Raw genomic sequence first — 22,140 nt, forward strand, 5'->3', positions numbered from 1 at the left:
TCATAGTGAGTTATTTTCATAAGCATATGAGTAAAAAGCATATGGGCGCAGTAAGCACAGTAATTCTCGATGGCGGCATGGGCCGTGAACTGCAACGCCGTGGCGCGCCGTTCCGTCAGCCGGAATGGTCGGCACTGGCCTTGAGCGAAGCGCCGCAAGCGGTGGAGGCGGTGCACGCGGCCTACATCGACAGTGGTGCCAATGTAATCACCAGCAACAGTTACGCGGTGGTGCCGTTCCATATTGGCGAAGAGCGGTTTGCCGCAGAAGGCCAGGCGTTGGCCGCGTTGGCCGGCGAGTTGGCGCGACGGGCGGTGCAGGCCTCCGGTAAAGCCGTGCAGGTAGCCGGCTCATTGCCGCCGCTGTTTGGCTCTTATCGCCCTGATCTGTTCCAGGCCGAGCGCGTCAGTGAGTTGCTGACACCGTTGGTGAACGGCCTGGCCCCGCATGTAGACCTGTGGCTGGCGGAAACCCAGAGCTCGATCGCTGAAGCACGAGCGATCCATGCCGGGCTGCCTAAAGATGGGAAGCCGTTCTGGCTGTCGTTTACCTTGAAAGACGAAGACACCGACGAGGTGCCGCGCCTGCGCTCCGGCGAACCGGTGGCGGACGCAGCCGAGGCGGCGGCGCAACTGGGCGTGCAGGTATTGCTGTTCAACTGCAGCCAGCCGGAAGTGATCGGCGCGGCGATTGATGCTGCCCGCCAGACCTTCGACCGACTGGGCGTGGCCATCCAGATTGGCGCCTACGCCAATGCCTTCCCACCGCAACCCAAGGAAGCCACGGCCAACGACGGCCTGGACCCGTTGCGCGACGACCTCGACCCGCCCGGCTACTTGCAATGGGCGGCGGATTGGCAAGCACGCGGCGCCAGCCATTTGGGTGGGTGCTGCGGCATCGGGCCGGAGCATATTGCGGTGCTGGCCCAGCGCCTGACCCACTGATTCACCGCTGGTCAAAACTGTGGGAGCTGGCTTGCCTGCGATGGCATCAACGGGTTTTGCCTGATACACCGAGGTGTCTGTATCGCAGGCAAGCCAGCTCCCACAGATGTGAGCATTAATCCCGACACTCTGTGAGTGTCTTCAACTGGCCCGAATCACTCTGGTTCGCCTCCGACAACCACGCCTCAAACCCGGCACCGACCTTCGGCCATTCCGAATCCAGGATCGAATACCACGCCGTATCGCGGTTCTGTCCCTTGACCACCATGTGCTGGCGGAACACCCCTTCAAAACTGAACCCCAACCGCTCGGCCGCGTACTTGGACCGCGCGTTGCCGTTGTTGCACTTCCACTCCAGCCGACGGTAGCCCTGCTCGAACGCATACTTGGCCAGCAGGTACACCGCTTCAGTACTTTTCGGCGAGCGCTGCATCGGCGCGCCGAAGGTAACGTGGCCGATTTCGATACGGCCTTGCGCCGGGACGATGGACATCAGGCTGAGGATGCCCTGAACCTGGCCCGTCGCACGGTCGATCACGCTGAAAAAGTACGGGTCGCTGTGGGCGGCGTGATTGTTCAACCAGGCGTCGAAGGCACTGCGTTCGGTGAACGGGCCGTAGGGCAAGTAATCCCACAGCTTCGGGTCGGCCCCTGGGCCTTCAAGGGCTTGCCACAGTTGGTCGGCATGGCGCGCCGGGTCGAGCTTTTCCAGGTGGATAAAGCGCCCTTCAAGCAGGTGCGCGCTGGGCGCCGGGGCGCCTTTCCAGTCGGCGAGGGAAGTAGTCATGCTGCGCTCCTTAGAGACCTTTGCGAAATTGAATGAAGCCTGGGCGTTCGGCGATGCGCTCATAGAGCTGGATCGCCGTGGCGTTGGTCTCATGGGTCAACCAGTGCACCTTGCAGCAGCCATCGGCCTTGGCGGTGGCGTAGACGAATTCGATCAGCTTGCGACCCACGCCCGTGCCACGTTGGGCCGGGTCTACCAGCAAGTCCTGCAGGTAGCAGGAGTTCTCGATGCTCCAGTTGGAGCGATGGTAAATGAAGTTGACCATGCCCACCGCCTTGCCGTCCTGCCAGGCCAGTGCCGAATGGGTCGGCTCGCTGGGGTCGATCAGGCGCTGCCAGGTGCTCTGGCTGACGGCGTCCGGCAGTTCGGTGTTATAGAACTTCAAGTACGCCTGCCACAGCGGCAGCCAGGCGGCGTGGTCGGCGGCGCTGACCTGGCGAATGTCGATCAAGCTCATTCTGAAACTCCTTGGGGAATAAAGCGGGCCAGGGTCTGGTCGCGTACATCGGCACTGGCGGCCAGGCCATCACGTACACCGGCCATGTCGGCGGCGCTGCGGTTCTGGCTGAGTTTGCGTTTGCCCACCAGGCGCTCGATCGGCAGGGCGAAGCCGACGATGGCTTTGAGCATGCCGTCAATGTAGTCCGCCGGTGCGTCGCTGACACGCCAGGGCTGGGCGCGGCCGCTTTCATGGCGGTCGGTAAGAGCCGTGACCACCTTGAGCAAGCGCTCGTCGTCGCTGAACACTTCGGGCTTGCCATAGGCGTGCACGGCGATGTAGTTCCAGGTTGGCACCACTTTGCCGTGCTCGGCCTTGGCGGGGTAAAACGCCGGGCTGATATAGGCCTCGGCACCCGCGAAGATCACCAGTGCCTCACTGCCGTTTTGCAGCTCGCGCCATTGCGGGTTGGCCTTGGCCAAGTGGCCGTACAGCGTGCCGTTGGGACCTTCATCGGGGTTGAGCAGCAAGGGCAAATGGCTGGCTTGTAGGCCGTTTTCACCCACGGTGACCAACTGCGCCAAGCGGGTGTGCTGGATCAGTTGCTGGATTTCGGGCAAGTCATCGAGAGCAAAGGCGCGGGGTGTGTACATGGAGATTTTCCTTGGCGAATGCCTGCATCCTAGGCAGGCTATTGGTTCGTTGTAAGAGCCATCTAGCGCTAATTTCATAGGTCCAATATGCCGCCCATTTCGCCGCCGTTGTCCTTCAACCCTGCCGGTATCGAGTTGGACCGCCGCCAGGGCCTCACGCGCCAGCTTTATGAGGCCCTGCGCCAGCGGGTATTGGATGGGCGATTGGTCAGTGGCACGCGGCTGCCCGCGACCCGCGATCTGGCGGCGGCATTGTCGATTTCCCGCAACAGCGTGGTGCGCGCCTACGATCAGCTGTACGCGGAGGGGTTTATCGAAAGCCGGGTCGGTGATGGCACCTATGTTGCCCAATTGCCGATGGCCAAAAAATTATCCACAAAAGTATCCACAGGGTTGTCAACAGGCTTATCCCCAGGGTTATCCACAAAATGGGCGAATTTGCCCGAGGATCTGGATGACGAAGTTATCCACAGTGCCGGGTTGGCGCGGGTGAAAGACCACCATCTGCCACAGCCGCCGTTGGGACCGCCTCGGGCATTTCGGGTGGGCGTACCCGCCTTCGACCTGTTCCCGTTTGAGGTCTGGGCCAAGCTGAATGGGGCGTTCTGGCGCAAGCCCGACCTGGAACAGCTGTGCTATGGCGACCCGGCAGGCGATGGCCGCCTGCGCGGTTTGATCGCCGCGTACCTGCGCAGCTCGCGGGGCATGCAATGCACGGCTGAACAAATTGTGATCACCAGTGGCGCACAGCAGGCCATCAGCCTTTGTGCACAGTTGCTGGTAGAGCCTGGAGACGGCGTGGCGGTTGAAAACCCTGGCTATCGTGCGGCTGGCCATGCATTCGCTTTGGCCGGGGGGCGACTGCACGGCGTGCCGGTGGACGGTGAGGGCATGGATTGCCAGGTGCTCAGTACCTTCAATGATTGCCGCGTGGCGTATGTCACGCCTTCCCATCAGTATCCGCTGGGCGTGGTGATGAGCCTGGCACGACGCCTGGAATTGCTGGCCTGGGCCGAACGTTCAGGCGGTTGGATCGTGGAAGACGATTACGACGGCGAGTACCGCTACAGTGGTGCGCCGCTGTCACCGTTGGCTGCGCTGGATCGCAATGGCCGCGTGCTGTACGTCGGCACCTTCGGCAAAGTGGCGTTTCCGGCGTTACGCCTGGGTTACCTGGTGTTGCCACCAGGCCTGGTGCAAGCCTTCACCCGGCGCCGCGCCGTGGATATGCGTCATTCCGAAGTCAGCACCCAGGCGGTGATGGCCGAGTTCATGGCGACGGGGCATTTCCAGCGTCACATTCGCCGCATGCGTCGCGCTGCGTTGAGCCGACGCAATGCCTTGCTGGCCGGTTGGCCCGACGGGTTGCCCGGCGTCGGCGTCTTGCCCAGTGTGGCGGCGGGGCTGCACATGACGGTGCGCGTGGATAGCCTGGCCCGTGAGCAGGCGCTACTCACTCAGGCCCACGCGGCCGGTGTGGAAATCAACGGCCTGAGCAGCTATTGGCTGACCGGCCCCAGCCCACCGCCGGACCAGCGTGCCGGCCTGGTGATGGGTTTCGCCGCCGTGCCCGAAGCCGACATCGCACAAGCGCTGGCCCGTTTGCGCCAGGCGTGGTTGCCGTAAAACGCGTTCAGCTTTTGAAGAACAGTGAAGTGGCCAGTGGTTTACCAATCCTGCGGCGGTGAATCTCGATGGTGTCCCAGTCGCTGGGGCCGGTACGCTGGCGAGCACCTCCTAAGCGTCGTTGTTCGCGGGTCTTCAGGTGGTCTGCGGTGAAGTCCTCCAGCGCCGCACCTTTGGCGTCATAGTGAAAGTGCGCATACCACAGCACCGTGCCGCTCTCTTTATCGCGAATCTCGTACTCGTCCAGATAGTCCTTGTTGGGCCCTTTCAGGGCACGGCGGCTGACGACCTTGACGATACTGATCAGCCCTTGGCTGTGCAGCCACTCGACACGCTCGGCGGTGGGTGCTTGATGCTTGATCATCTCGATGTAGGTTTTTCTGCCTAGCCGATAGAAGCGTTGCGCGGCATCGCTGAGGTCGCGGTTGGTCGTGGCGGCGGAAGTATGATCGCTTTCGGTGAGGTTGCGCTGGGTCAGGGCTTCTTCGATGTTGTTTGAGGCTCTTTCCAAGTCTCTTGCATAGCCATCGAACATATCTTGAATGTCCTGCGGGGCATGCCAGGGTTTCTTGGTGAAGCTCTGGTATTTGCGGATTTCCGCTTGTTCGCCATCCAACAACGCTTGGCCTGCGTTGATGCTGATGTCCAGGTCCACGGTGGCAGGCGTGGGCTGCTGTGACGGGGTTTTCTCCCTCTTGACCCAAACACCGGGTGCCTTCTCGTGGAACGTGGCGATCACCTTGCCGGTCATGCCTGTTTTGACATCGACCAGCGTACTGTCGCTTTCACGCGGTTCGCCCATCACCAAGCCGTGATGGCGCGTTTTGATCACTTTGCGCCGTGGTGGTGGTTTTGCCTTTGAGCTACCGGGTTTGGGCTCCAGGTTTTTTCTCTCTCTGAGCAACTGTGCCAGGTCGTGCACGGCCCGCTGCTTGAACTCGTCAATCTGCTGGCGAAAACTTTCCAAACGGCTTTTGAGCAAGTGCTGCGGGTAATCGGCATGCAGGTCCAGCAGGCGTTCATCAGCGCTGGAAAATTGCTCAACCAGGCTGTTGAGTACGTCAATACGCTCCTCCAGCGACGTGCTGTCGGCCCGTTCCATCATCTCACTGAAACTTTCGACGTTGAGTTCGGCGGTATCGGCGATCTGGCCCATCCGTTCACGTAGCGTGGCGGGAATCTGGCGCTGCTCTTCATCGATACACAGGTAACGGACCAAGCCGATTTCCAGGGATTTGAGTTCATCGAGATTGAGCTGCGGTAACTCCTGCTTGCTTTTCAGAATGACTGCGGCGCCTGCATCCCCCAGCTCTTCGAGATCGTCGAACCGATCATTTATGAAGGTCAAACGCTCGAGGATCGCCTGGTTCTGAATGGACAGGGCTTGTGCGGTGCTTGCCTGGCGTTTGTAGTCAATGTCTACCTCCGCTTCGAGGATTGAAGATGACGCCCTCAAGGCAACTTGGTAGCTCACCAACTGCTGTTGCAAGGCAAGCTGTGTCAGTTGCACCTGTTGTTTCAGATACCCGCTCATATTGCTCTGATAGGTAGGTACGGCGTCGATGGTACTCAACGACTTCAACTGGCTGATCGCTTCGTCGTACTCCGTCATCCGGCTATCGACTTTGCCGATGAACGACGCACGCCGCAGGTCGGTGGAAGGGCCGGGAGTTGCGTCCGGCGCAGGCATTGATTCAAGTACGTCCAGCTGTTTACTGGCGGCAACTGCGTCAAAGGTGTTGAGCTGGGCCTTAAGTTGCGGGATGCGCTCAGTTTGGTTGACCTTGACGGCTCGGCGTTGTTTTCGAAGGCCTGCGCCGCGCAACCGCAGCCGGACGTCGACAAACCATTGGCCCGCCAGGTTGCCGATCAACGGTGGGCCGGTACGCAAGGGGTCCTTGGGGTCGACGATAATGACGCTGTCGTTGTCATCCACCTTCACCTCGAACCAACGCTCGCCCACCGGCGCATACCTCTTGTCTGCAAGCGGATAGAGATTCAGGTGACGACCGGGGGTCTTGTCTTGTTCGCCCAGCATCTCGGGTTTGGCGATGTTGAAGCTGTCGAGTGTCGTGCCCAGCCCCAGGCGGCTATGGCTCAGGGCACCGCGGGTGTGCACGGCGCCTTGATGCTGGGCGGGCAGTTGGTTGTCGGTAAGAGTGGCCTGTTGTACGGCGGTGTATTTTTTCTCGGTAATAGCCGGTTTGCCTGCTGTTTCGATCGTCGTTGTCGCGGATTCTGCCTCGGTTGTGGGGGTATCGAATTGCTTGAGCGGGCGCGGGTGTCGTAGGGCGATGTGCAGCGTCAGTGCCATGCCCAAGTTGAGGAACACATCCGCCAACGCTGTCCAGGAAGCGCTCTGGTCACCCTTGTTCACCGCCTCCCCGGCAGCTTGCAGATCGTCCATGATTTGCCAGATCCAGGCGGCAACCCCGAGGGTGCGGCCCATGAAGGGCAGGGCGGCATTGAATATCTGCCAGCCGGCATGTCGCAACGTCGCCCAACGTTTTTGCACGTTGGACACTGACTGGCGTGTAGCCAACTCGACCATCGCATTGGCGTTGGTCTTGAATAGCGTCGTCAGGGTGTCATTACCCACTTCTTCATCGCTCAGCGTTATCGGGCCGCTCATGTAAAGCACGGTGAGCGGTTCTACCAGCGCGCGCACCACGGTCCAAGGCGAGGGCAGGGTGTCTGGAAAAACGTATTGGGCATAGTTGAAGCGCTGTGCTTCAGGCAACCAAGCCAACACCGACTCGCGCAAGGCGTGCTCGTGTTTGATGGCGTATAGCAGGTTTTGCCGCGACGCAAATTGCATCAGGGCCGGTTCCATCAGGGGTCGATAAAGTATGCAGGGGCCAGCCTCGGAACGCCTCGGGCCGATCACGAACATATTGGCGACCACATCTTGCTCATGGCCAGGGCGCAGGGTGGGCATGAAAGCCAGGTTTCGGATGACGATTGGCTGTCCGTCGACATGGCGCTCATGTACCTCGGCGTGCACCACCGCGGCGACGTAGCGGTAACCGAGCTCATCGATGCCGTTCTGATTGCGGATTTTCATCTGCAGGGCCAACAGCGGCAGTTGGATTTGCAGGTGGCGGGTATAGAGCTGCTGTCGGTGGCTCGATTGCTGCGGGTCATCGAGCAGTTTCTGTTTGACCAGGGCTGGGTAGTACTGGCCGATGTCGATGTCTTCGATGACGTCTTTCAGATAACGGTAGGTCAGCCAGGCGGGTGCGTTATTGTCCTTGCCGTTGTAGTGCACCGTCGCGTTGCCGGTGGGCAGGCCGGTAAGGTTTTCCAGGGCCAGGTCGATCAGGCTGCGACGAGTGATATCCACCGCCCCGGGAACGACAAACGTACCCCACAGCACCGGGCTCTCGATCACAATCTCAACTTTTTCCAGGTTCAGGTTCACGTCCTTTTCGGGGGCGCGGATACGGCTTTGCAACTGTGACAGGGCATAGTCACGAATAGGAGGGATGCCATCCTGAAAGGCCTCCCCATGGTAATGGCTATGCAGGAGGGCCATGTCGATCAGGTAACGGCTGTAAGCGGTAGTATCAGAGTCGGTCGCCGAGGCTAGCCAATCTGGAATTTGCTGATGAACCTCGCGGATATTCGACAGTTGATGGTCGCTCATCTCTTCGATGCTGGGCATGATACGGACGAGGGTGGGGGCCTGCATCTGCTCCGGCAGACGGGATTCGCCCAGGCTGCCGATGGCTTGGATCTGCAGCGAAATCAAGTTGCAGGCCAGTGCATCGAAGAAGTTGCCGTCAGGCTCGTACAGGCGCCATTGCAAGGTGGTGTCCTGCTCTGGCGCACTCAAGCGCGCGGGCAGCGAGGCGCCGAACTTGTCCAGTGACTCGAACGTCTCGTATCCGTTCACCAACGAGTACGTGAGGACCATCTGGCGCTTGTCGTGCTCGCCCACCAATACGGTGAGGTCCAGAAAGCTAGTGTGGTGGGGCTGGCCGTCCTTGAGGATATCGATATCTACCAGGTAGGCATGGCTGTCGTAAGGGTCTTTCAGCGATCGCCTGGCCCGGTCGGGTTCCTGGAAAACCGTACGGGCCATGGTGCATTCGTGTTCACCCAGGCCTTGCTCTTCAGTGATGTTCCATACCTTTTTCAGGGTGTTGGAAAAGGCCTGCCAGCGCGGACCGGTGCTGTCGTTGGAGGCGTTCCAGAAGTCCAACTGCTGTTCCTGTGCGGCGGTGAACAGCAGGTCGGACAATTCGTTGATCAGGCGGGCGATGTCATCGATTTTTACCGCCAGATGCACAGGCACCGCAGCGTTCGGTTGCAACGTGAGGAAGTGTTGGCCGTCGATGTAGGTCACTCTCTCGTCGGACAGTGCCTGATGTGCCAACACCGAAGTGAGTGACTCGACAAAGGGCGGCGCGCGCTCTATGGCGTTGTCGACCACCTGCCATTGAGGGCTGACCACCACGGCCAGGTCGGGATCGATGTTGAGCGTGGGGTACAGCTCCTTGAGTGCCGAGCGCAGTGTGGCGGCGGCGACTTCCCGGGTGGAGGGGCCGGTGGTCAATTGGGTGAGCACTTCATAGGTACTGGGTGGGCGGTGGTTGTTAGCGATGTCATTGGGCATGTGCCGCTCCTCTGCATTCGATGGCCCGGACGGGCATCAGGAGTCGGCAAGTTAGCGAGCGCCGGTGTGACGAGGGCGGTAGATACGTCGAGGCGCAGCCGTTCAGTGTGGGACAAGCACCCTCGCCACAGGTGGGTGATTTATTTCACGTTGAAAAACAACCGTCGTGCCTGGTCCAGATTGATTTCGCTGAGATAGATCGCGGTTTTCTGCTTCTCGCTAAGGCCGTTGAGGGTATCGGCTTCTTCGCCCCGCCCGTGCTCTTGTGGCGTTTTGAGGCGTGCGCGCAAAAACGCCTTGGCGGGCACCCAGTCGGTGGAGTAATGGAAATGGGCATACCACAGCACGCTTCGGTCGTTGCGGTTACTGATGGTGTACTCGTCCAGATAGTCCTTGTCAGGGCCTTTGATTCGGCGGCGCTTGACGGTTTTCTTGATGACGATCTCGTTGTTTTGCATCAGCCATTCCACACCTTGCACAGTGGGTGGGTGCTTTTTGATTAACAGCGACTTGTAGCTTCGCGCCTCGCTGTAAAGGGCTTGCACTGCTTCGCTGAGTTGTTTGTTGACAACCGCCGCTGAGCCTAGGCGGCTGTCGGTGATATTGCCTTCGGTCAAGGCCTGTTCAATGTTGGCCGAGGCCTGCTCCAATTTCAGCGCGTGCTGGTGATACAGCCATTCGATGCCGATGGCGCTGCGTTCCGGCTTGGCCGCTTGCTCGGCGGCACGTTGCTTGAAGGCTTGTAACTGGTCTAACAGATCCTGTGCCTGATTGACGCAGGTGGCGACATCAAGGGTAGGGGCGGACGATGCTTCGATGGGGCTCTCGCGCTGCACCCAGATGCCTGCGGGTTTTTCGTGAAAGGTCGCGATGATCTCGTCGTTGAGCGGTGATCTGATATCCACCAGTCCGGTTTCCTCGCCTAGGGCTGAGCGGCGGGGCTCCCCAATCAGAACGCCGTTGTAGCGCGTATAGATGATTTTTTTCCTGATTTTTGGAGGGGTGGGTGGCGGTGTGGGTCGGCTTCTGAGTGCTTCGCGGGCATTGTGCAGCAACTCCAGGTGACCCACGGTTTCGTTGTAGAAACCACGGACTTTTTCACGCAGGCGTGTGAGCGGGCTGGTCAGCGCGACGTCGTTGAACTCCTGGGCAAAATCCTGCAGGCGTTCATCAATGATGTTGAATTGCTCCACCAGGCTGGCGAGGATTTCGATGCGTTCGTCCAGCCGCGACTCGCTGCGCTCCAGCAGACTTTCACGAAAACTCAGGATGGTCAGGTCGGCGCTGTCGACAATACGGTCGATGGCATTCCACGCATCCAGTGCGGTGGTGCTGCTCTCGTCCACGCACAGGTTACGCGCCATCGTTACCTGCAGGGCCCTGAGGTATTGGGCGGTGTAGGCCGGCAAGTGCTTGCGGTGCTCGCGAATGGCTTCGAAGCCTTTCTTGCCCATTGCCCTGAGTTGATTAAAGCGCGATTCGATGTAATTGAGGCGCTCGATCATGTCCTGGCTCATATCGGTCAGGGCCCGGGCATCGTCAATCTGACGATCCTGCGGGTGGCTGATCTGATGTTTGATCTGGTCCAGCACGGCTTCGAGCTTGGGCGTAAAGGTGACTTGAGCCTCGCGTATCCCGGTTTCGCTCAGCTTCAGCTCGGCGTCTACATAGCTAACGGCTTGCTCCTGATAGGTTGCGGTCGGCGCGAAGACGTTCAAGATCTTGAGTTGTTGCAGCGCCGATTCGTAGCTGTTTCTCTGGGTTTCGAGTTTCTGCAGGTAGGTGTGACGGCGGGCCTGGGCCGACGTGCTGGCCTGAGGATCGTCCATGGCCACTCGCGCCTGTTGCAGCTGCTCTTGCGTGGCCGTCTTGTCTTGCTCGAATTGTGACAAGCGCTGTTGGGCCTTATCGGCCTCGGCCTGCGCGTCGGTCTGCGACTTTTGCTGCTGTTTCTTGGGGCCGCCGCCGCGCAAGCGCAAGCGTGTGTCGATGAACCATTGGCCCCTGGCGTTGTGGATCAATGCCGGGCCTGTGCGTTCAGGCTTCTTGGGATCGATGATGACCACCGGCTCATCCTCGCCGACGCTCACCTCGAACCAGCGCTCCCCCACGGGGGCGTAGTAGTGCTGCGCCTGGCGGTACAGGTACTGGTACTGGCCTTCGGCAGTTTCAACGGTGCCCAGGTTTTGCGGTTTACTGACCTTGAAGCTGTCGAGCAGTTTGACGAGTTCACCTGGGGCGCGCTTGATTGCGCCATCGATGTGCAAATGAGGTGCGGGCAGCTCATGAGATGCCGACGGCTGTTGTTTGACCGTGACGTCTTTGGCGGTTGTCGCCTTCGGCAATGCTGGCCTGGACTTGCGTGGGTAACCGGGGCGGTGGCTGCGGCTGGCGACGTGCAAGGTGATTGCCATGCCCAGATTGAGGAGCACATCGGTGAGCGCCGACCACTCGGCCTGCTTTTCACCGTGTTCCTGAGCCTCGATAAAGTTCTGCAGTTGATCGACCACCTGCCAGATCCACGCCGCCGTGCCTACGCTACGACCGAGAAAAGGCAGCACGAGATTGAAGATCAGCCAACCGGCGCGCTTGAAGGTGGCCCAGCGGTTTTCGGCGTTGGAGACCGATTGCCGATCGGCCAGTTCGATCAAGGCATCAGCGTTGGCTTTGAACAGCGCGTAGAACCGATCGCCGTTGAGTACCTGCTCACCCAGCGTCATGGGCCCGCTCATGGTCCACAGCTTATCGGGCTCTATCAGGGCATCGGCTACCTGCCAGGGGGATGGCAGCGTGCCGGGAAATACATAATTGGCATAGTCGCTGCGCACGGCTTCCGGTAGCCAGGCCAGCACCGACTCGCGCAGGCTGCTCGACTGCGAGATCGCATAGATCAGATTGGCCGGTGACGGGAACTGCATCAGTGCCGGCGTGAACATCGGCCGATACAGCAGGCAGGGTCCCGCCGCCGGGTCGTCGGGGCCGATCACATACATGTTAGCCACCGTGTCCAAAGAAGCCGACGTGCGCCGTAATGGCCGGAAAGCCAATGGCCTGAGCACAAGGGTTTGTCCGTCCACTAGACGGTCAGTGGGGTCGTCCTGTAAGACGGCGGCCACGTAACGGTAGCCACGCTCGTCGATACCTTCCTGCTGGCGAATCTTGGCTTGCAAGGCCTGCATCGGCAGCTGGATACGCAGGTGCTGTTTGAAGAGCGTTTTACGGCGCGAGGATTCCTGCGGGTCATCCAGCAGTTTCTCTTTGACCAGGGCGGGATAGGTGCTGCCGATATCGACAGCGGTGACCAGTGATACAACATAATCCGCGTCCAACCATTCGGGCAGGTTGAAGCCATTTTCGGTCTTGAGAGAGCGATTACCGGTCGGCAGCGCAATCAGATTCTGCAGGGCCAACTCGGCCACGCTGAAGGTGCTGGTGTCGAACTGACCCGGCACCACGAAGGCGCCCCAGATGACCGGGCTTTTTACCTCCAGCCGGATTTTATCCAAGGGAACGTTGGCGCTGTCAGGATGATCCTTGAGCATTTGCGCTTTGGCCATCTTCAACGCGTACGCTTCGATGGAAGGGATATCGTCCAGGTAGGAGCGGCCGTCGTTCTGGCTGTGCAGCGGAGCGAGGTCCTTCAAGTGGCGAGCGAAGAAATCCTGGTCTGCGTTGGAGGCATTCATCAACCAATCGGGCAATTGGCTCTGATACCACGCAAGGTCGGGGCTTTTATCCGTCGCAAGGGGGACGACGGCGGGCGGCGTGCCCACTGCGACATCAGCGGCGTGGGTGTGATGCACGTCTGAAAAATCAATGTCACCCACGGCCTCCACCAGCACAGCCACCAACGCGCAAGCTTGCTGATCAAAAAAATTGCCCTCGGGTTCGTACAGGCGCCAATGGATTTCCTGCTTTGCGGTAGAGCCCGGCAAATGCTCAGGCAGCGAATGGCCCAGTTGCTCCAGCGAAGGGAATTTTTCATAACCCTTGAGCAGCGAATGCATGAGGATCGAGGTTTGCCCTTCATGTTCGCCGAGCAGTACCGCGATCACCACCTCATTGCGGTGTGTCACTTGTTCTGCGTCGATTCGGTCGATTTCAATCAGGCAGGCCTTGAGGTTATAGGGGTCTTTACCCTTGCGGTCGGCTTTATCGGGGGACGTGAACAGGGTGCGCGCCATGGCGCATTCGGTGGCGCTCCAGTCATCGGCGGTCTCAACGTTCCAGATCGCTCGCAATACGCTCGACAGTCGCTGCCAGTGAGCGCCGTTGCCGTTGGTCTGGTTCCAATAATCGACCAGCTGTTGCTGGAAGGCCCGCAGCATGACCGGGGCCAGCAGGTTGAGGGTCTTGGCTATTTCACAGATGCGCACGGGCAGGTGCACCGCTGGTTCGACGATCGGTTGCTGGGTGAGAAAGTGCTCGCCCTCGATGTACAGGGCGGGCTCGGCCACGACGGCCTGTATCGCGAGGATTTCACTGAGCGACTGATAATGCGTGGGGCCGGCGACGATCTCATTGTCGATCAATTGCCAGGTGGGTGTACCGACCATGGCGATGTCCGGGTCAATATCCAGCGTTGGGTAGTGTTCTCGCAGCGACTGGCGCAACAAGTGGGACGCGGTCTCCCTGAATGAGGGACCGACGTAGAGTTCGGTGAACAGCGCTGAACGTTCATCCAGGCGCTTTGCGTTCGTAGAGGGCGTGTTTGCAGCGGCTGAGGTCATGAGGCTTCCCTGTCTGGCCGATTGATGGAAATAACCCGAGGTCCAGGCTCGGGTTTTCCATGCTAGGGCTCGGCCAGCCGGGGAGGCGGTGCTTACGTAGGCCTACTGTAAAATCTGCAGGGCGTTACCTGCCGGATTTGATCTTGGTCCAGGCCCGCGTCCTGGCGCGTTCGGCTTTGCTGTCCAGGGGTTTGAGGGTATAGAGCGTGGCCATGGCTGCGTCGGTCGGGTACAGGTTGGGGTTGTTACGAATGGCTGGTTCGACCAACCCGCTGGCATCCTTGTTGGGGTTGGGGTAACCGACAAAGTCGCTGATCGGCGCGATCACGTTGGGTTGCAGCAGGTAGTTGATAAAGGTGTAGGCGTCGCCCGGGTTGCTGGCGCCCTTGGGGATGGCGAGCATGTCGAACCAGATCGGCGCGCCTTCCTTGGGCAGGCGCATGTCCACGGTCACGCCATTCTTGGCTTCCTTGGCACGGTTGGCGGCCTGGGAGAAACTGCCGGAGTAGCCCACCGCCACGCAGATATCGCCGTTGGCGATGTCGGCCATGTATTTGGAGGAGTGAAAGTAGGTGATGTACGGGCGGATCTTCATCAACAGGGCTTCGGCCTTGTCGTAGTCCTTGGGGTTGCTGCTGTTGGGGTCCAGGCCCAGGTGCTGCAAGGCCAGGGGCAGGATCTCCGAGGGCGAGTCCAGCAGTGCGACGCCGCATTGCTTGAGCTTGCTGATGTTCTCTTCCTTGAAGATCAGGTCCCAGCTGTCCACGGGGGCGTTGTCGCCCAGGGCCGCCTTGACCTTGGCGGGGTTGAAGCCGATCAGGATGGTGCCGTACATGTAGGGCACGGCGTATTGATTGCCGGGGTCGTTGGCCTCGATCAGCTTCATCAGCTTGGGATCGAGGTGGTTCCAGTTGGGCAGTTGGCTGCGGTCCAGGGGCTGGAACACGCCGGCTTCGATCTGTTTGGCCAGGAACACGTTGGACGGTACCACCACGTCATAGCCGGAGTTGCCGGTGAGCAGTTTGGCTTCCAGGGCTTCGTTGGTGTCAAAGATGTCGTACACCAGCTTGATCGACGGGTGCTGGGCCTTGAAGTCTTCCAGCGCCTTGGGCGTGATGTAGTCGAACCAGTTGTAGACCTTCAGGGTTTTTTCTTCGGCCTGGGCTGCGCCGCTGACAACCACGGCGCACAGGGCGAGCGACTTGAGTATGTTCATTGGGCTGCTTCCTCGAAACCTTCCAGCACGTTGACGGCGTTGATGCCGATTTCTTCCACCGCGTAGCCGCCTTCCATCACGAACAGCGTGGGTTTGCCCAGGCGCGCAATGCGTGCGCCCATGGCTAGGTAGTCGGGGCTGTCGAGCTTGAACTGCGAGATAGGGTCGTCCTTGAACGTGTCCACGCCCAGGGACACCACGATGATGTCGGCAGCGTAGCGCTCGATCTCGGCGCAGGCCTGTTCCAGCGCCGCGCTCCAGGCCTGCCAGCCGGAGCCCGCCGGCAACGGATAGTTGAAATTGAAACCCGCGCCTTCGCCTTCGCCGTGCTCATCGGCATAACCGAGAAAGAACGGAAACTCTGCCTCCGGATGGCCGTGAATCGAGGTGAACAGCACGTCGCTGCGCTCATAGAAAATCGACTGCGTGCCGTTGCCATGGTGGTAATCCACGTCGAGGATCGCGACCTTTTTGCAGCCCTGATCAAGGAACGCCTGGGCCGCGATGGCCGCGTTGTTGAGGTAGCAATAACCGCCCATCAAATCGCTGGCGGCGTGATGCCCCGGTGGGCGGCACAGCGCGAAGGCACTATGGGCGCCATGGGCGATAGCGGCCTGGGCGGTGAGGGCAACTTGTGCTGCGCTGTAAGCCGCTTGCCAGGTGCCGGCGGTGATCGGCGCGCCACCGTCGAAGCTGTAATAGCCCAACTGGCCGTGCAGGCTGGTGGGCAACACGCGGCGCAACGTGCGCGCAGGCCAGGTGTAAGGCAGCAGGTCGCCGTCCTGGCCGTATTCGGTCCAGCGTTGCCAGGCGCCTTTGAAGAAGTCGAGGTAGTCGCGGCTGTGGATACGTTGCAGCGGTGCCAGGCCGAAATCCTCCGGGGCCTGCACCGGGCCCAGTTCGCGGTCCTTGACCCGTTGCAGCACATGGTCGGCGCGCGAGGGCATTTCGAAGCAGGGCATCAGTTGCCCGTCCATCAGCTCACAGCGGCCATGGTGCAGGTGGTGATCGTCCGAGTAGATCGTCAGCATGTTGTTGTTCTCCGCAGGCTGTATTCGTGAGTGCAGTCTTGCGGCGCACGCGGTTTATGAGAACGACAGGAGCGGCCAAAAGGGGATCAATATGGCCAAAGTGTGTGTCCGCAATTCGCCCCTCATTGGCGCGTCATGCACGAAATTGGCTCGGCGTGACGCCGCTCCAGCGCACGAACGCATGCCTGAAGCTTGCCGTTTCGCTGAACCCCAGCGTCTCGGCAATCCGGTGGATCGGCCACAGGCCGTTAGCCAACAACTGTTTGGCGCGTTCGAAACGCAGCTCATCGAGCAGTTCCTGATAGCTGCAACCCAGGTTGTGCAGGTGCCGGCGCAGGGTGCGCGCAGAACAGTTCATCTGCTGAGCCAGGCCATCGAGCCCAGGTGCGGCGTGCAATTGTGCAGCCAGCAGCTGGCGGATTCGCCCCAGCCAGGCCTCGCGCCCGGTGAATTCGGTGTTCTGTTTGCGGCAACGTTCGACCATGGCCTGGTGGGTGACCGCGTCGGCCAGGGGCAAAGGTTGGGCGAGCCAGCGTTTATCAAAGGCGAACGCGTTGGCGATAGCCTGAAACTGCAGCGGGCAGTCGAAGCTCTCGGCGTAGCGGGCCTGATAATCCGGCGCATCGTGCTCGAACCGAGCGCCCAGCAACGGCAGTGGATGGCCGAGCAGGTCGTCGCAAATGACCTTCAGTGATCCCAGGCACAGCTCGACATTGAAGGCAGTCAGTGCCGGGTTTTCGCGGTAATCGCCGGCCGTGAACCAGATACGCTCGCCGTCCTCTTCCAGGCTCAGTTCGAAGAGTGTTCCCAACAGCGCCGGATACCGCAGGGCCAGGCGCAAAGCGTCACCGAAAGTGGCACTGGTGAGCAGGGCATAGCCCAGTAGGCCGTACGAGGAAACATGCATACGCCGTCCAACGATCAGGCCGATATCACGCTGATGGGCCACGGCATTGGCACACACTTGCATCTCCTGATGTGTGGCGATACGCGTGTCGGCGCGGCTCAAATCCGCCGCACAGATGCCGCTGCCGGCCAGCAATGCTTCAGGGGGCAAGCCTTCGACCTCGAAGGTACGCAGCACTAGGGAAACGGCATTGAGGGTGGTGAGGTGGGAATGCAGCATGGGAACTTCCAGCCAGGGGATAGCTGGAAGTGGAGCAAGTTACATGCCGGTCAGCTCAGCTCGCCGCACAGGTCCAATTCCACCAGGCGGCGGATTTCTGCGCTGTCCAGCCCCGCGCCGATCAAGGCGTTGAGCTTGCCGAAGGCCGCTTCTCGGGTCATGCCGCCGCCGGACAGTACACCCACGCTGCGCAGGCGGCTGCCGGCTTCGTAGACATCCAGTTCCACGCCGCCTTCATGGCATTGGGTGATTGCAACCACTACCACCTCTTGATCCTGCGCACGTTTCAGGCTGGCGAGGAAGGCCGGATTGTCACTTGGCCCGGTGCCGCTGCCGAAGCATTCGAGTACCAATGCCTGGATGCCGCTGTCGATCAATGCATCCAGTTGCGCGGCAGCAATGCCAGGAACCAGCGGCAGGACACCAACGTTGGCCGGGGCCTTGTCGTTGCGGTAGGCCAGCGCGGCGGGAAGCTTGTCTGCCAGCGCAACACCGCCATTGCGTTGCAGTGCGGCAAACGGGTTGCGCCCAAAACTGCGAATCTTCGCGCAGCGAGTCGGCGCCATCAGCGCTCCGTGGAAGTACAGGTGCACACCCGGCTTCAGGCCTTCGCCCAAGGCCGTCAACGCACCGCTGACGTTCTCCCAGGCATCGCTATCCGGTACACCCGCTGGCAGCATCGAACCGGTGAACACCACCGGCGCCGGCAGGCCCAGCAGTTGGAAGCTCATGGCCGCCGCGCTGTAGGCCAGGGTGTCGGTGCCGTGCAGGATCAGCACGGCGTCGCAGCCGGCATCTACCGCCTCGACCACGGCGCTGCGCAGGCGTTGCCAGTAGGCAGGGTTCATGTTGGCGCTGTCGATCAGTGGCGACATTTCCTGGAAGCGCCACGCGGGCAGGTCTGCGCCGGCAAACTGTTCACGCATGCGCACTTCAAAACCAGACGCGGGCGCCAGGCCGTTGGCGCTGGCCTGCATGCCAATGGTGCCGCCGGTATAGAGCACCATCACGTTATTAGCTGATTGCATCGAAAATCTCCTGAACGAAAAACGCCGCCGGGCCCAGAGCATGCCCAAGGCCGGGCGGCGTGTCATCTAGCTGCGATTAACGTTGCGCTTGAGCGCTCAGTTCCGCTGCCGGGGCCGTTTCGGTTTTCACCGGGTTGGCCGGCCATGCCTTGCGGTCCAGGTCCAGGTCGGGGAACTGGCTGGAATCGAACACCGGAGTCTTGATGCCCGCCGCGCGCTGGTTGTCGTAGTCATTGAGGATGCGCATGGCAATCTTGAACAGGAACGCCAGGGCGAACAGGTTGACGAACGCGAGCATGGTCATGGTGATGTCGGCGAAGGCGAACACCGTGCTCAGGTTTTCGATGGAACCCCAGAAAATCAGCACCAGCACCAGAGCGCGATAACCCATCAGCACCTTGCGGTTGTTACCGACCAGGAAGCGCAGGTTGCTCTCGCCCAAGTAGTAGTTGTACATGATCGACGTGAACACGAACAACGCCAGGGCCACCGAGATGAACATGCGGCCCCAGTCACCCACTACCGCCGCCAGGGAGTTCTGGGTCAGGGCAATGCCGTCACCTTCAAAGCCTGGGGTGTAGAAACCGGACAGCAAAATCAGCAACGCAGTACAGGTGCAGATCACGAAGGTGTCGAGGAACACGCTGAACGCCTGCACCACGCCTTGGGCGATCGGGTGTTCTACCGACGCCACTGCCGCCACGTTAGGCGCACTGCCCAAGCCTGCTTCGTTGGCGAACACGCCGCGCTTCACACCCATGATGATCGCACTGCCCACCAGGCCACCGAAGGCTTGGTCGAGGCCGAACGCGCTCTTGACGATGGTCGCGAGCATGGCCGGTACATGGTCGAATTGCAGCACGATCACGTACAGGGTCACGGCGATGTAGACCAGGGTCTTGACCGGCACCAGCAGGTCGGCAATCGAGGCGATACGCTTGATCCCGCCGATGAACACCAGGCCCAGCAACACCGCCAGCGCAAGGCCGGTGTAGGTGGTGTCGAGGCCGAAGGCGTTGTTCAGCGAGTGCGTTACAGCGTGGGCTTGCAGGCCGTTGAAGGCAAAGCCGAAGGTCACCAGCAGCAGGAACGCCATGACCATACCCAGCCAGCGCTTGTGCAGGCCGTGCTGGATGTAATAGGCCGGGCCGCCACGGTAGGTGCCTTCAGCGTCGGTGCGCTTGTACAACTGGCCGAGGGAGCACTCGATAAAGCTCGAAGACATGCCCACCAGCGCGGTAACCCACATCCAGAACACGGCACCCGGGCCACCCAACGTCACGGCAATGCCGACACCGGCGATGTTACCGGCACCCACGCGGCCGGCCAGGCTGAGCATCAGCGCCTGGAACGAGCTGAGTTGGCCGGCGCTGCTCTTGAGGCTGTCTTTAAACACCGAGAACATGTGGAAAAAGTGACGCAATTGCACGAAACGCGAGCGGATCGTGAAATAACCGCCGAGCCCGACTATGAGCACGATCAGTACTTTCCCTGAGAGGAAGTCGTTGATGACTTCGAGCATGGAGTGTTCCTCGCTGATTTTTCTGATGGCAAACGCAGGACGGTCCGACGCATCGCTCGGCACCAGGCAGTGCACGACGCTCGATCCCCATCCTTTTGCGGGTGTTGTTATTCATGCGCTTTCGCGGTGTACCCGGGCCTCGTTACCGAAAGCCGCAGACGCGAAGAGGGGCGGCACTATACCTAGGTGCGCGCCAGCCGTCTGCAAGGAGCGTAATTGGCCGAGGAACGGTCAATCGGAAAAGGCGCGCTGTAGACGATTAATATCTCACCACAACAGCCATTTGCCACCGGTTGCGAGGGCACGTGCATAGCGTTAATCTCTGCGGCGTCGCTGCTCATCAGCGACCGGGCCTGGAAACCCGATGCTTAAGGACGCTACAGCGTCGTCAAACAATCAGCAGGCGCTTTTTTTATGCCTGCCGTTTGTGCTTTATGGCGGCTGTGCGTGGGAGACCTTCGGGTCTGCCGGGTTCCTTTTGCCTCGGTTTCCAGCCCGCGTACAGCTGCCACCCTTCGCCTGGAAACGTTAGTGGCAGCTCTTTTTGTTCACGCAAAAGGACTCTGCTATGCCAAATGCTCTATCAGCCGAAACCATCGGCGCCGCCACCTTCGCAGACTGCGGAGAAAACAAAAGCCACCTGAAACTGTTCCGCGTCAACGCCGGGGTTCCGCTTGTGGAAGCCCTCGAACACGCCTCCCACGTGCTCTACTACGCCAAAATGCTCTCCCTTGAAGCCGCCATGGACCCAAGGGCCGAGAAGTTCGCATTCGCCTCGCATTACCTGGGCGAAATGGGCAAAGCCATCATCGATGACCTGCTGCTGGCGATGCAGCCAGGCACTCCACCTGCGCAGTAAGTAATACGCGCCCGGTGCACGGCATCGGGCGCCGCAGCCCCATCAAACCATGGATAAGAGGTAAAGCAATGAGGACAGGCATAGGAGGCGTTATCTATGTGGCGGCTCTGATTTGGTTGGCGGCTGCATACATTCTGGAAAAGTTCAGGTAACCCAAACGAGCCTCACCCGAGGCCGGATATCAGCAAAAAGCCAACTGCCAGCGCACACCCCCCTTGTGGGAGCGGGCTTGCTCGCGAATGCGGTGGGTCAGTCAACGTATGCAGTGGCTGATATGGCGCCTTCGCGAGCAAGCCCGCTCCCACAGGGGGGGTGATGTCAGAAGTAGTAACCAATGTTGACGTTGGTGCGGTAATACCAGTCGTTGCTGCCCACCGAATTGGTGCTGGTAAAGCCGCTGCCATTCTCCGCACCACCATAGGGATTGGCGTTACGCGCCCACGTGAGATCGACCCAGGCCATCACCGGCATCGCCAGGAACTGCGCGCCCACGGTGAACATCTGCGAGTCGTCCCAGGCGCTTTTGTCTTTCATCATCCGGCTGTAATCGCTGTACAGCTTGATCTTCTTCAGTTGCCCCAGCCGGGGCGTGTGGATGTCGTAGCCGACGTTGAGCGAAGCCAGGCTGGCCTTGGAGGCGATCAGGTACGCAGGCGTCAGGCCATTGCCGCCCATCAGCACTGAGTCGTTGCTCACCCCGGCCGGGTTTTCGGGGTCGTATTCGTAGCGGATGGCTTGGGTGGTGACGGTCCACAGGCCCTTGCTGATGATGGCGTGCACGCCGGCGGCCCAGTAGTCGCCATTGTCTTTGGTGGTTGCGTTGTACAGTTGGGCGGTGGCGAGTGAGGCACCGACTTCGGTCTTCCAGCCATCGTTGTTGAAGGTGCGCGCCACGCGGGCGTTGAATTGGTTGCGCTTCTCGTTGTCCTGGCGCGACTGGGTGAAGGCAATCGCGTTGTCATTCAAGTCGGCGTAACGCCCCACTTCCGGCGAGTAACGCAAATCGCTGGGCAGCATGCGCGGGAAGTAGCCGAGTTGCACGTCCCAATCCTGATCCTTGTAGCTGTATTTGAGGCCGGTGCCGGCACTCACCGCGTAGCCCATGAAAAACGGCAGGTGGTAGCTCCAGCCAAATTGCGGATAAGGCTCCAGACCGAAGGGTTTGAACGGCGCCCCCAGTTGCAGGTTGGAGTTGGGATTGAGCCGATAGCCCACGAACCCGCGGTCAATGGAACGCTTGCCGTCATCCTGGAACCAGTAGCCGATATCGCTGTAGAGGCTCTTGTAGGTGGCCTGCACATCCAGACGGAACGTGTCGAACAGAAACCTGCCGTTGTTTTCGGTGGTGTCCCAATGCTCGTCGCGATAGTTGGTACGCAACGCCCCGCCGATGTCCAGGCTGCTGTCGCCGCTATCGCTGCGCCAGGAAATATGCGGGAAAGGTTTGTTGGCGGCGTTGACCCGTACCGGCTCGGAAGGAATGGGTTCTGCGGCGAAACTGCTGAAACTGGCAAACATCAATCCTGCACACAAGACGCGCTTCATAGAGACCTCTCTACCG

General features: G+C 60.3%; 14 protein-coding genes. 3 read left to right on the forward strand and 11 right to left on the reverse strand.

Annotated elements, in window-relative coordinates:
- The first annotated feature begins 41 nt into the window (after positions 1-41).
- Positions 42-944, forward strand: coding sequence for a homocysteine S-methyltransferase family protein (locus GIW04_RS00945; RefSeq protein ID WP_120247424.1), 903 nt, complete (start codon positions 42-44; stop codon positions 942-944).
- 115 nt (positions 945-1,059) lie between these two features.
- Here the strand turns inward: GIW04_RS00945 and GIW04_RS00950 are convergent, their stop codons facing one another.
- Genes GIW04_RS00950 through GIW04_RS00960 form a run of 3 tightly spaced genes read right to left on the reverse strand, consistent with a single transcriptional unit; the run spans position 1,060 to position 2,823 of the window.
- On the reverse strand, positions 1,060-1,731 hold the full coding sequence (locus GIW04_RS00950; RefSeq protein ID WP_057710611.1) for a GNAT family N-acetyltransferase: 672 nt from the start codon (positions 1,729-1,731) through the stop codon (positions 1,060-1,062).
- A gap of 10 nt (positions 1,732-1,741) precedes the next feature.
- Positions 1,742-2,188: a GNAT family N-acetyltransferase gene (locus GIW04_RS00955; protein WP_003195716.1), complete on the reverse strand. Its 447-nt coding sequence runs from the start codon at positions 2,186-2,188 to the stop codon at positions 1,742-1,744.
- The gene (locus GIW04_RS00960; protein WP_120247425.1) at positions 2,185-2,823 is read right to left on the reverse strand and encodes an FMN-binding negative transcriptional regulator; all 639 of its coding nucleotides are present in this window, start codon (positions 2,821-2,823) and stop codon (positions 2,185-2,187) included. Before GIW04_RS00960 ends, GIW04_RS00955 begins: the two co-directional genes overlap by 4 nt.
- Positions 2,824-2,910: 87 nt before the next feature.
- Here GIW04_RS00960 and pdxR point away from each other — a divergent pair, with 87 nt between their 5' ends.
- The gene (pdxR, locus tag GIW04_RS00965; RefSeq protein WP_120247426.1) at positions 2,911-4,449 is read left to right on the forward strand and encodes a MocR-like pyridoxine biosynthesis transcription factor PdxR; all 1,539 of its coding nucleotides are present in this window, start codon (positions 2,911-2,913) and stop codon (positions 4,447-4,449) included.
- Positions 4,450-4,456: 7 nt separating this feature from the next.
- On the opposite strand, the gene GIW04_RS00970 is transcribed toward pdxR, so the two are convergent.
- The 7 genes from GIW04_RS00970 to GIW04_RS01000 all read right to left on the reverse strand — a co-directional run bounded on the left by GIW04_RS00970 (position 4,457) and on the right by GIW04_RS01000 (position 19,720).
- Positions 4,457-9,067 (reverse strand): dermonecrotic toxin domain-containing protein, encoded by a 4,611-nt coding sequence (locus GIW04_RS00970; protein WP_120247427.1) that lies wholly within the window; start codon positions 9,065-9,067, stop codon positions 4,457-4,459.
- Positions 9,068-9,207: 140 nt separating this feature from the next.
- Positions 9,208-13,797: a hypothetical protein gene (locus GIW04_RS00975; protein WP_236478920.1), complete on the reverse strand. Its 4,590-nt coding sequence runs from the start codon at positions 13,795-13,797 to the stop codon at positions 9,208-9,210.
- Positions 13,798-13,921: 124 nt separating this feature from the next.
- Positions 13,922-15,013: a polyamine ABC transporter substrate-binding protein gene (locus tag GIW04_RS00980; protein ID WP_003195708.1), complete on the reverse strand. Its 1,092-nt coding sequence runs from the start codon at positions 15,011-15,013 to the stop codon at positions 13,922-13,924.
- Entirely contained in the window at positions 15,010-16,044 is a 1,035-nt protein-coding gene (locus GIW04_RS00985) for a histone deacetylase family protein (protein ID WP_003195706.1), read from the reverse strand. The genes GIW04_RS00980 and GIW04_RS00985 overlap by 4 nt, the downstream gene beginning before the upstream one ends.
- Positions 16,045-16,177: 133 nt before the next feature.
- Positions 16,178-17,170, reverse strand: a complete 993-nt coding sequence (locus GIW04_RS00990; RefSeq protein ID WP_003195702.1) for an AraC family transcriptional regulator — start codon at positions 17,168-17,170, stop codon at positions 16,178-16,180.
- Between the two features lie 50 nt (positions 17,171-17,220).
- Positions 17,221-18,198, reverse strand: coding sequence for an asparaginase (locus GIW04_RS00995; RefSeq protein ID WP_034134093.1), 978 nt, complete (start codon positions 18,196-18,198; stop codon positions 17,221-17,223).
- Positions 18,199-18,274: 76 nt separating this feature from the next.
- Positions 18,275-19,720 carry an alanine/glycine:cation symporter family protein gene (locus GIW04_RS01000; RefSeq protein WP_003195697.1) on the reverse strand — a complete coding sequence of 482 codons (1,446 nt, stop codon included), beginning with the start codon at positions 19,718-19,720 and terminating at the stop codon, positions 18,275-18,277.
- Between the two features lie 568 nt (positions 19,721-20,288).
- Here GIW04_RS01000 and GIW04_RS01005 point away from each other — a divergent pair.
- The gene (locus GIW04_RS01005; protein WP_120247429.1) at positions 20,289-20,579 is read left to right on the forward strand and encodes a DUF3077 domain-containing protein; all 291 of its coding nucleotides are present in this window, start codon (positions 20,289-20,291) and stop codon (positions 20,577-20,579) included.
- Positions 20,580-20,897: 318 nt separating this feature from the next.
- Here the strand turns inward: GIW04_RS01005 and GIW04_RS01010 are convergent, their stop codons facing one another.
- Positions 20,898-22,124, reverse strand: coding sequence for a hypothetical protein (locus GIW04_RS01010; RefSeq protein WP_120247430.1), 1,227 nt, complete (start codon positions 22,122-22,124; stop codon positions 20,898-20,900).
- Positions 22,125-22,140 lie beyond the last annotated feature (16 nt).

The sequence above is a fragment of the Pseudomonas sp. PA-4-8C genome, from assembly GCF_021606625.1.
Lineage (GTDB): Bacteria > Pseudomonadota > Gammaproteobacteria > Pseudomonadales > Pseudomonadaceae > Aquipseudomonas > Aquipseudomonas lactis.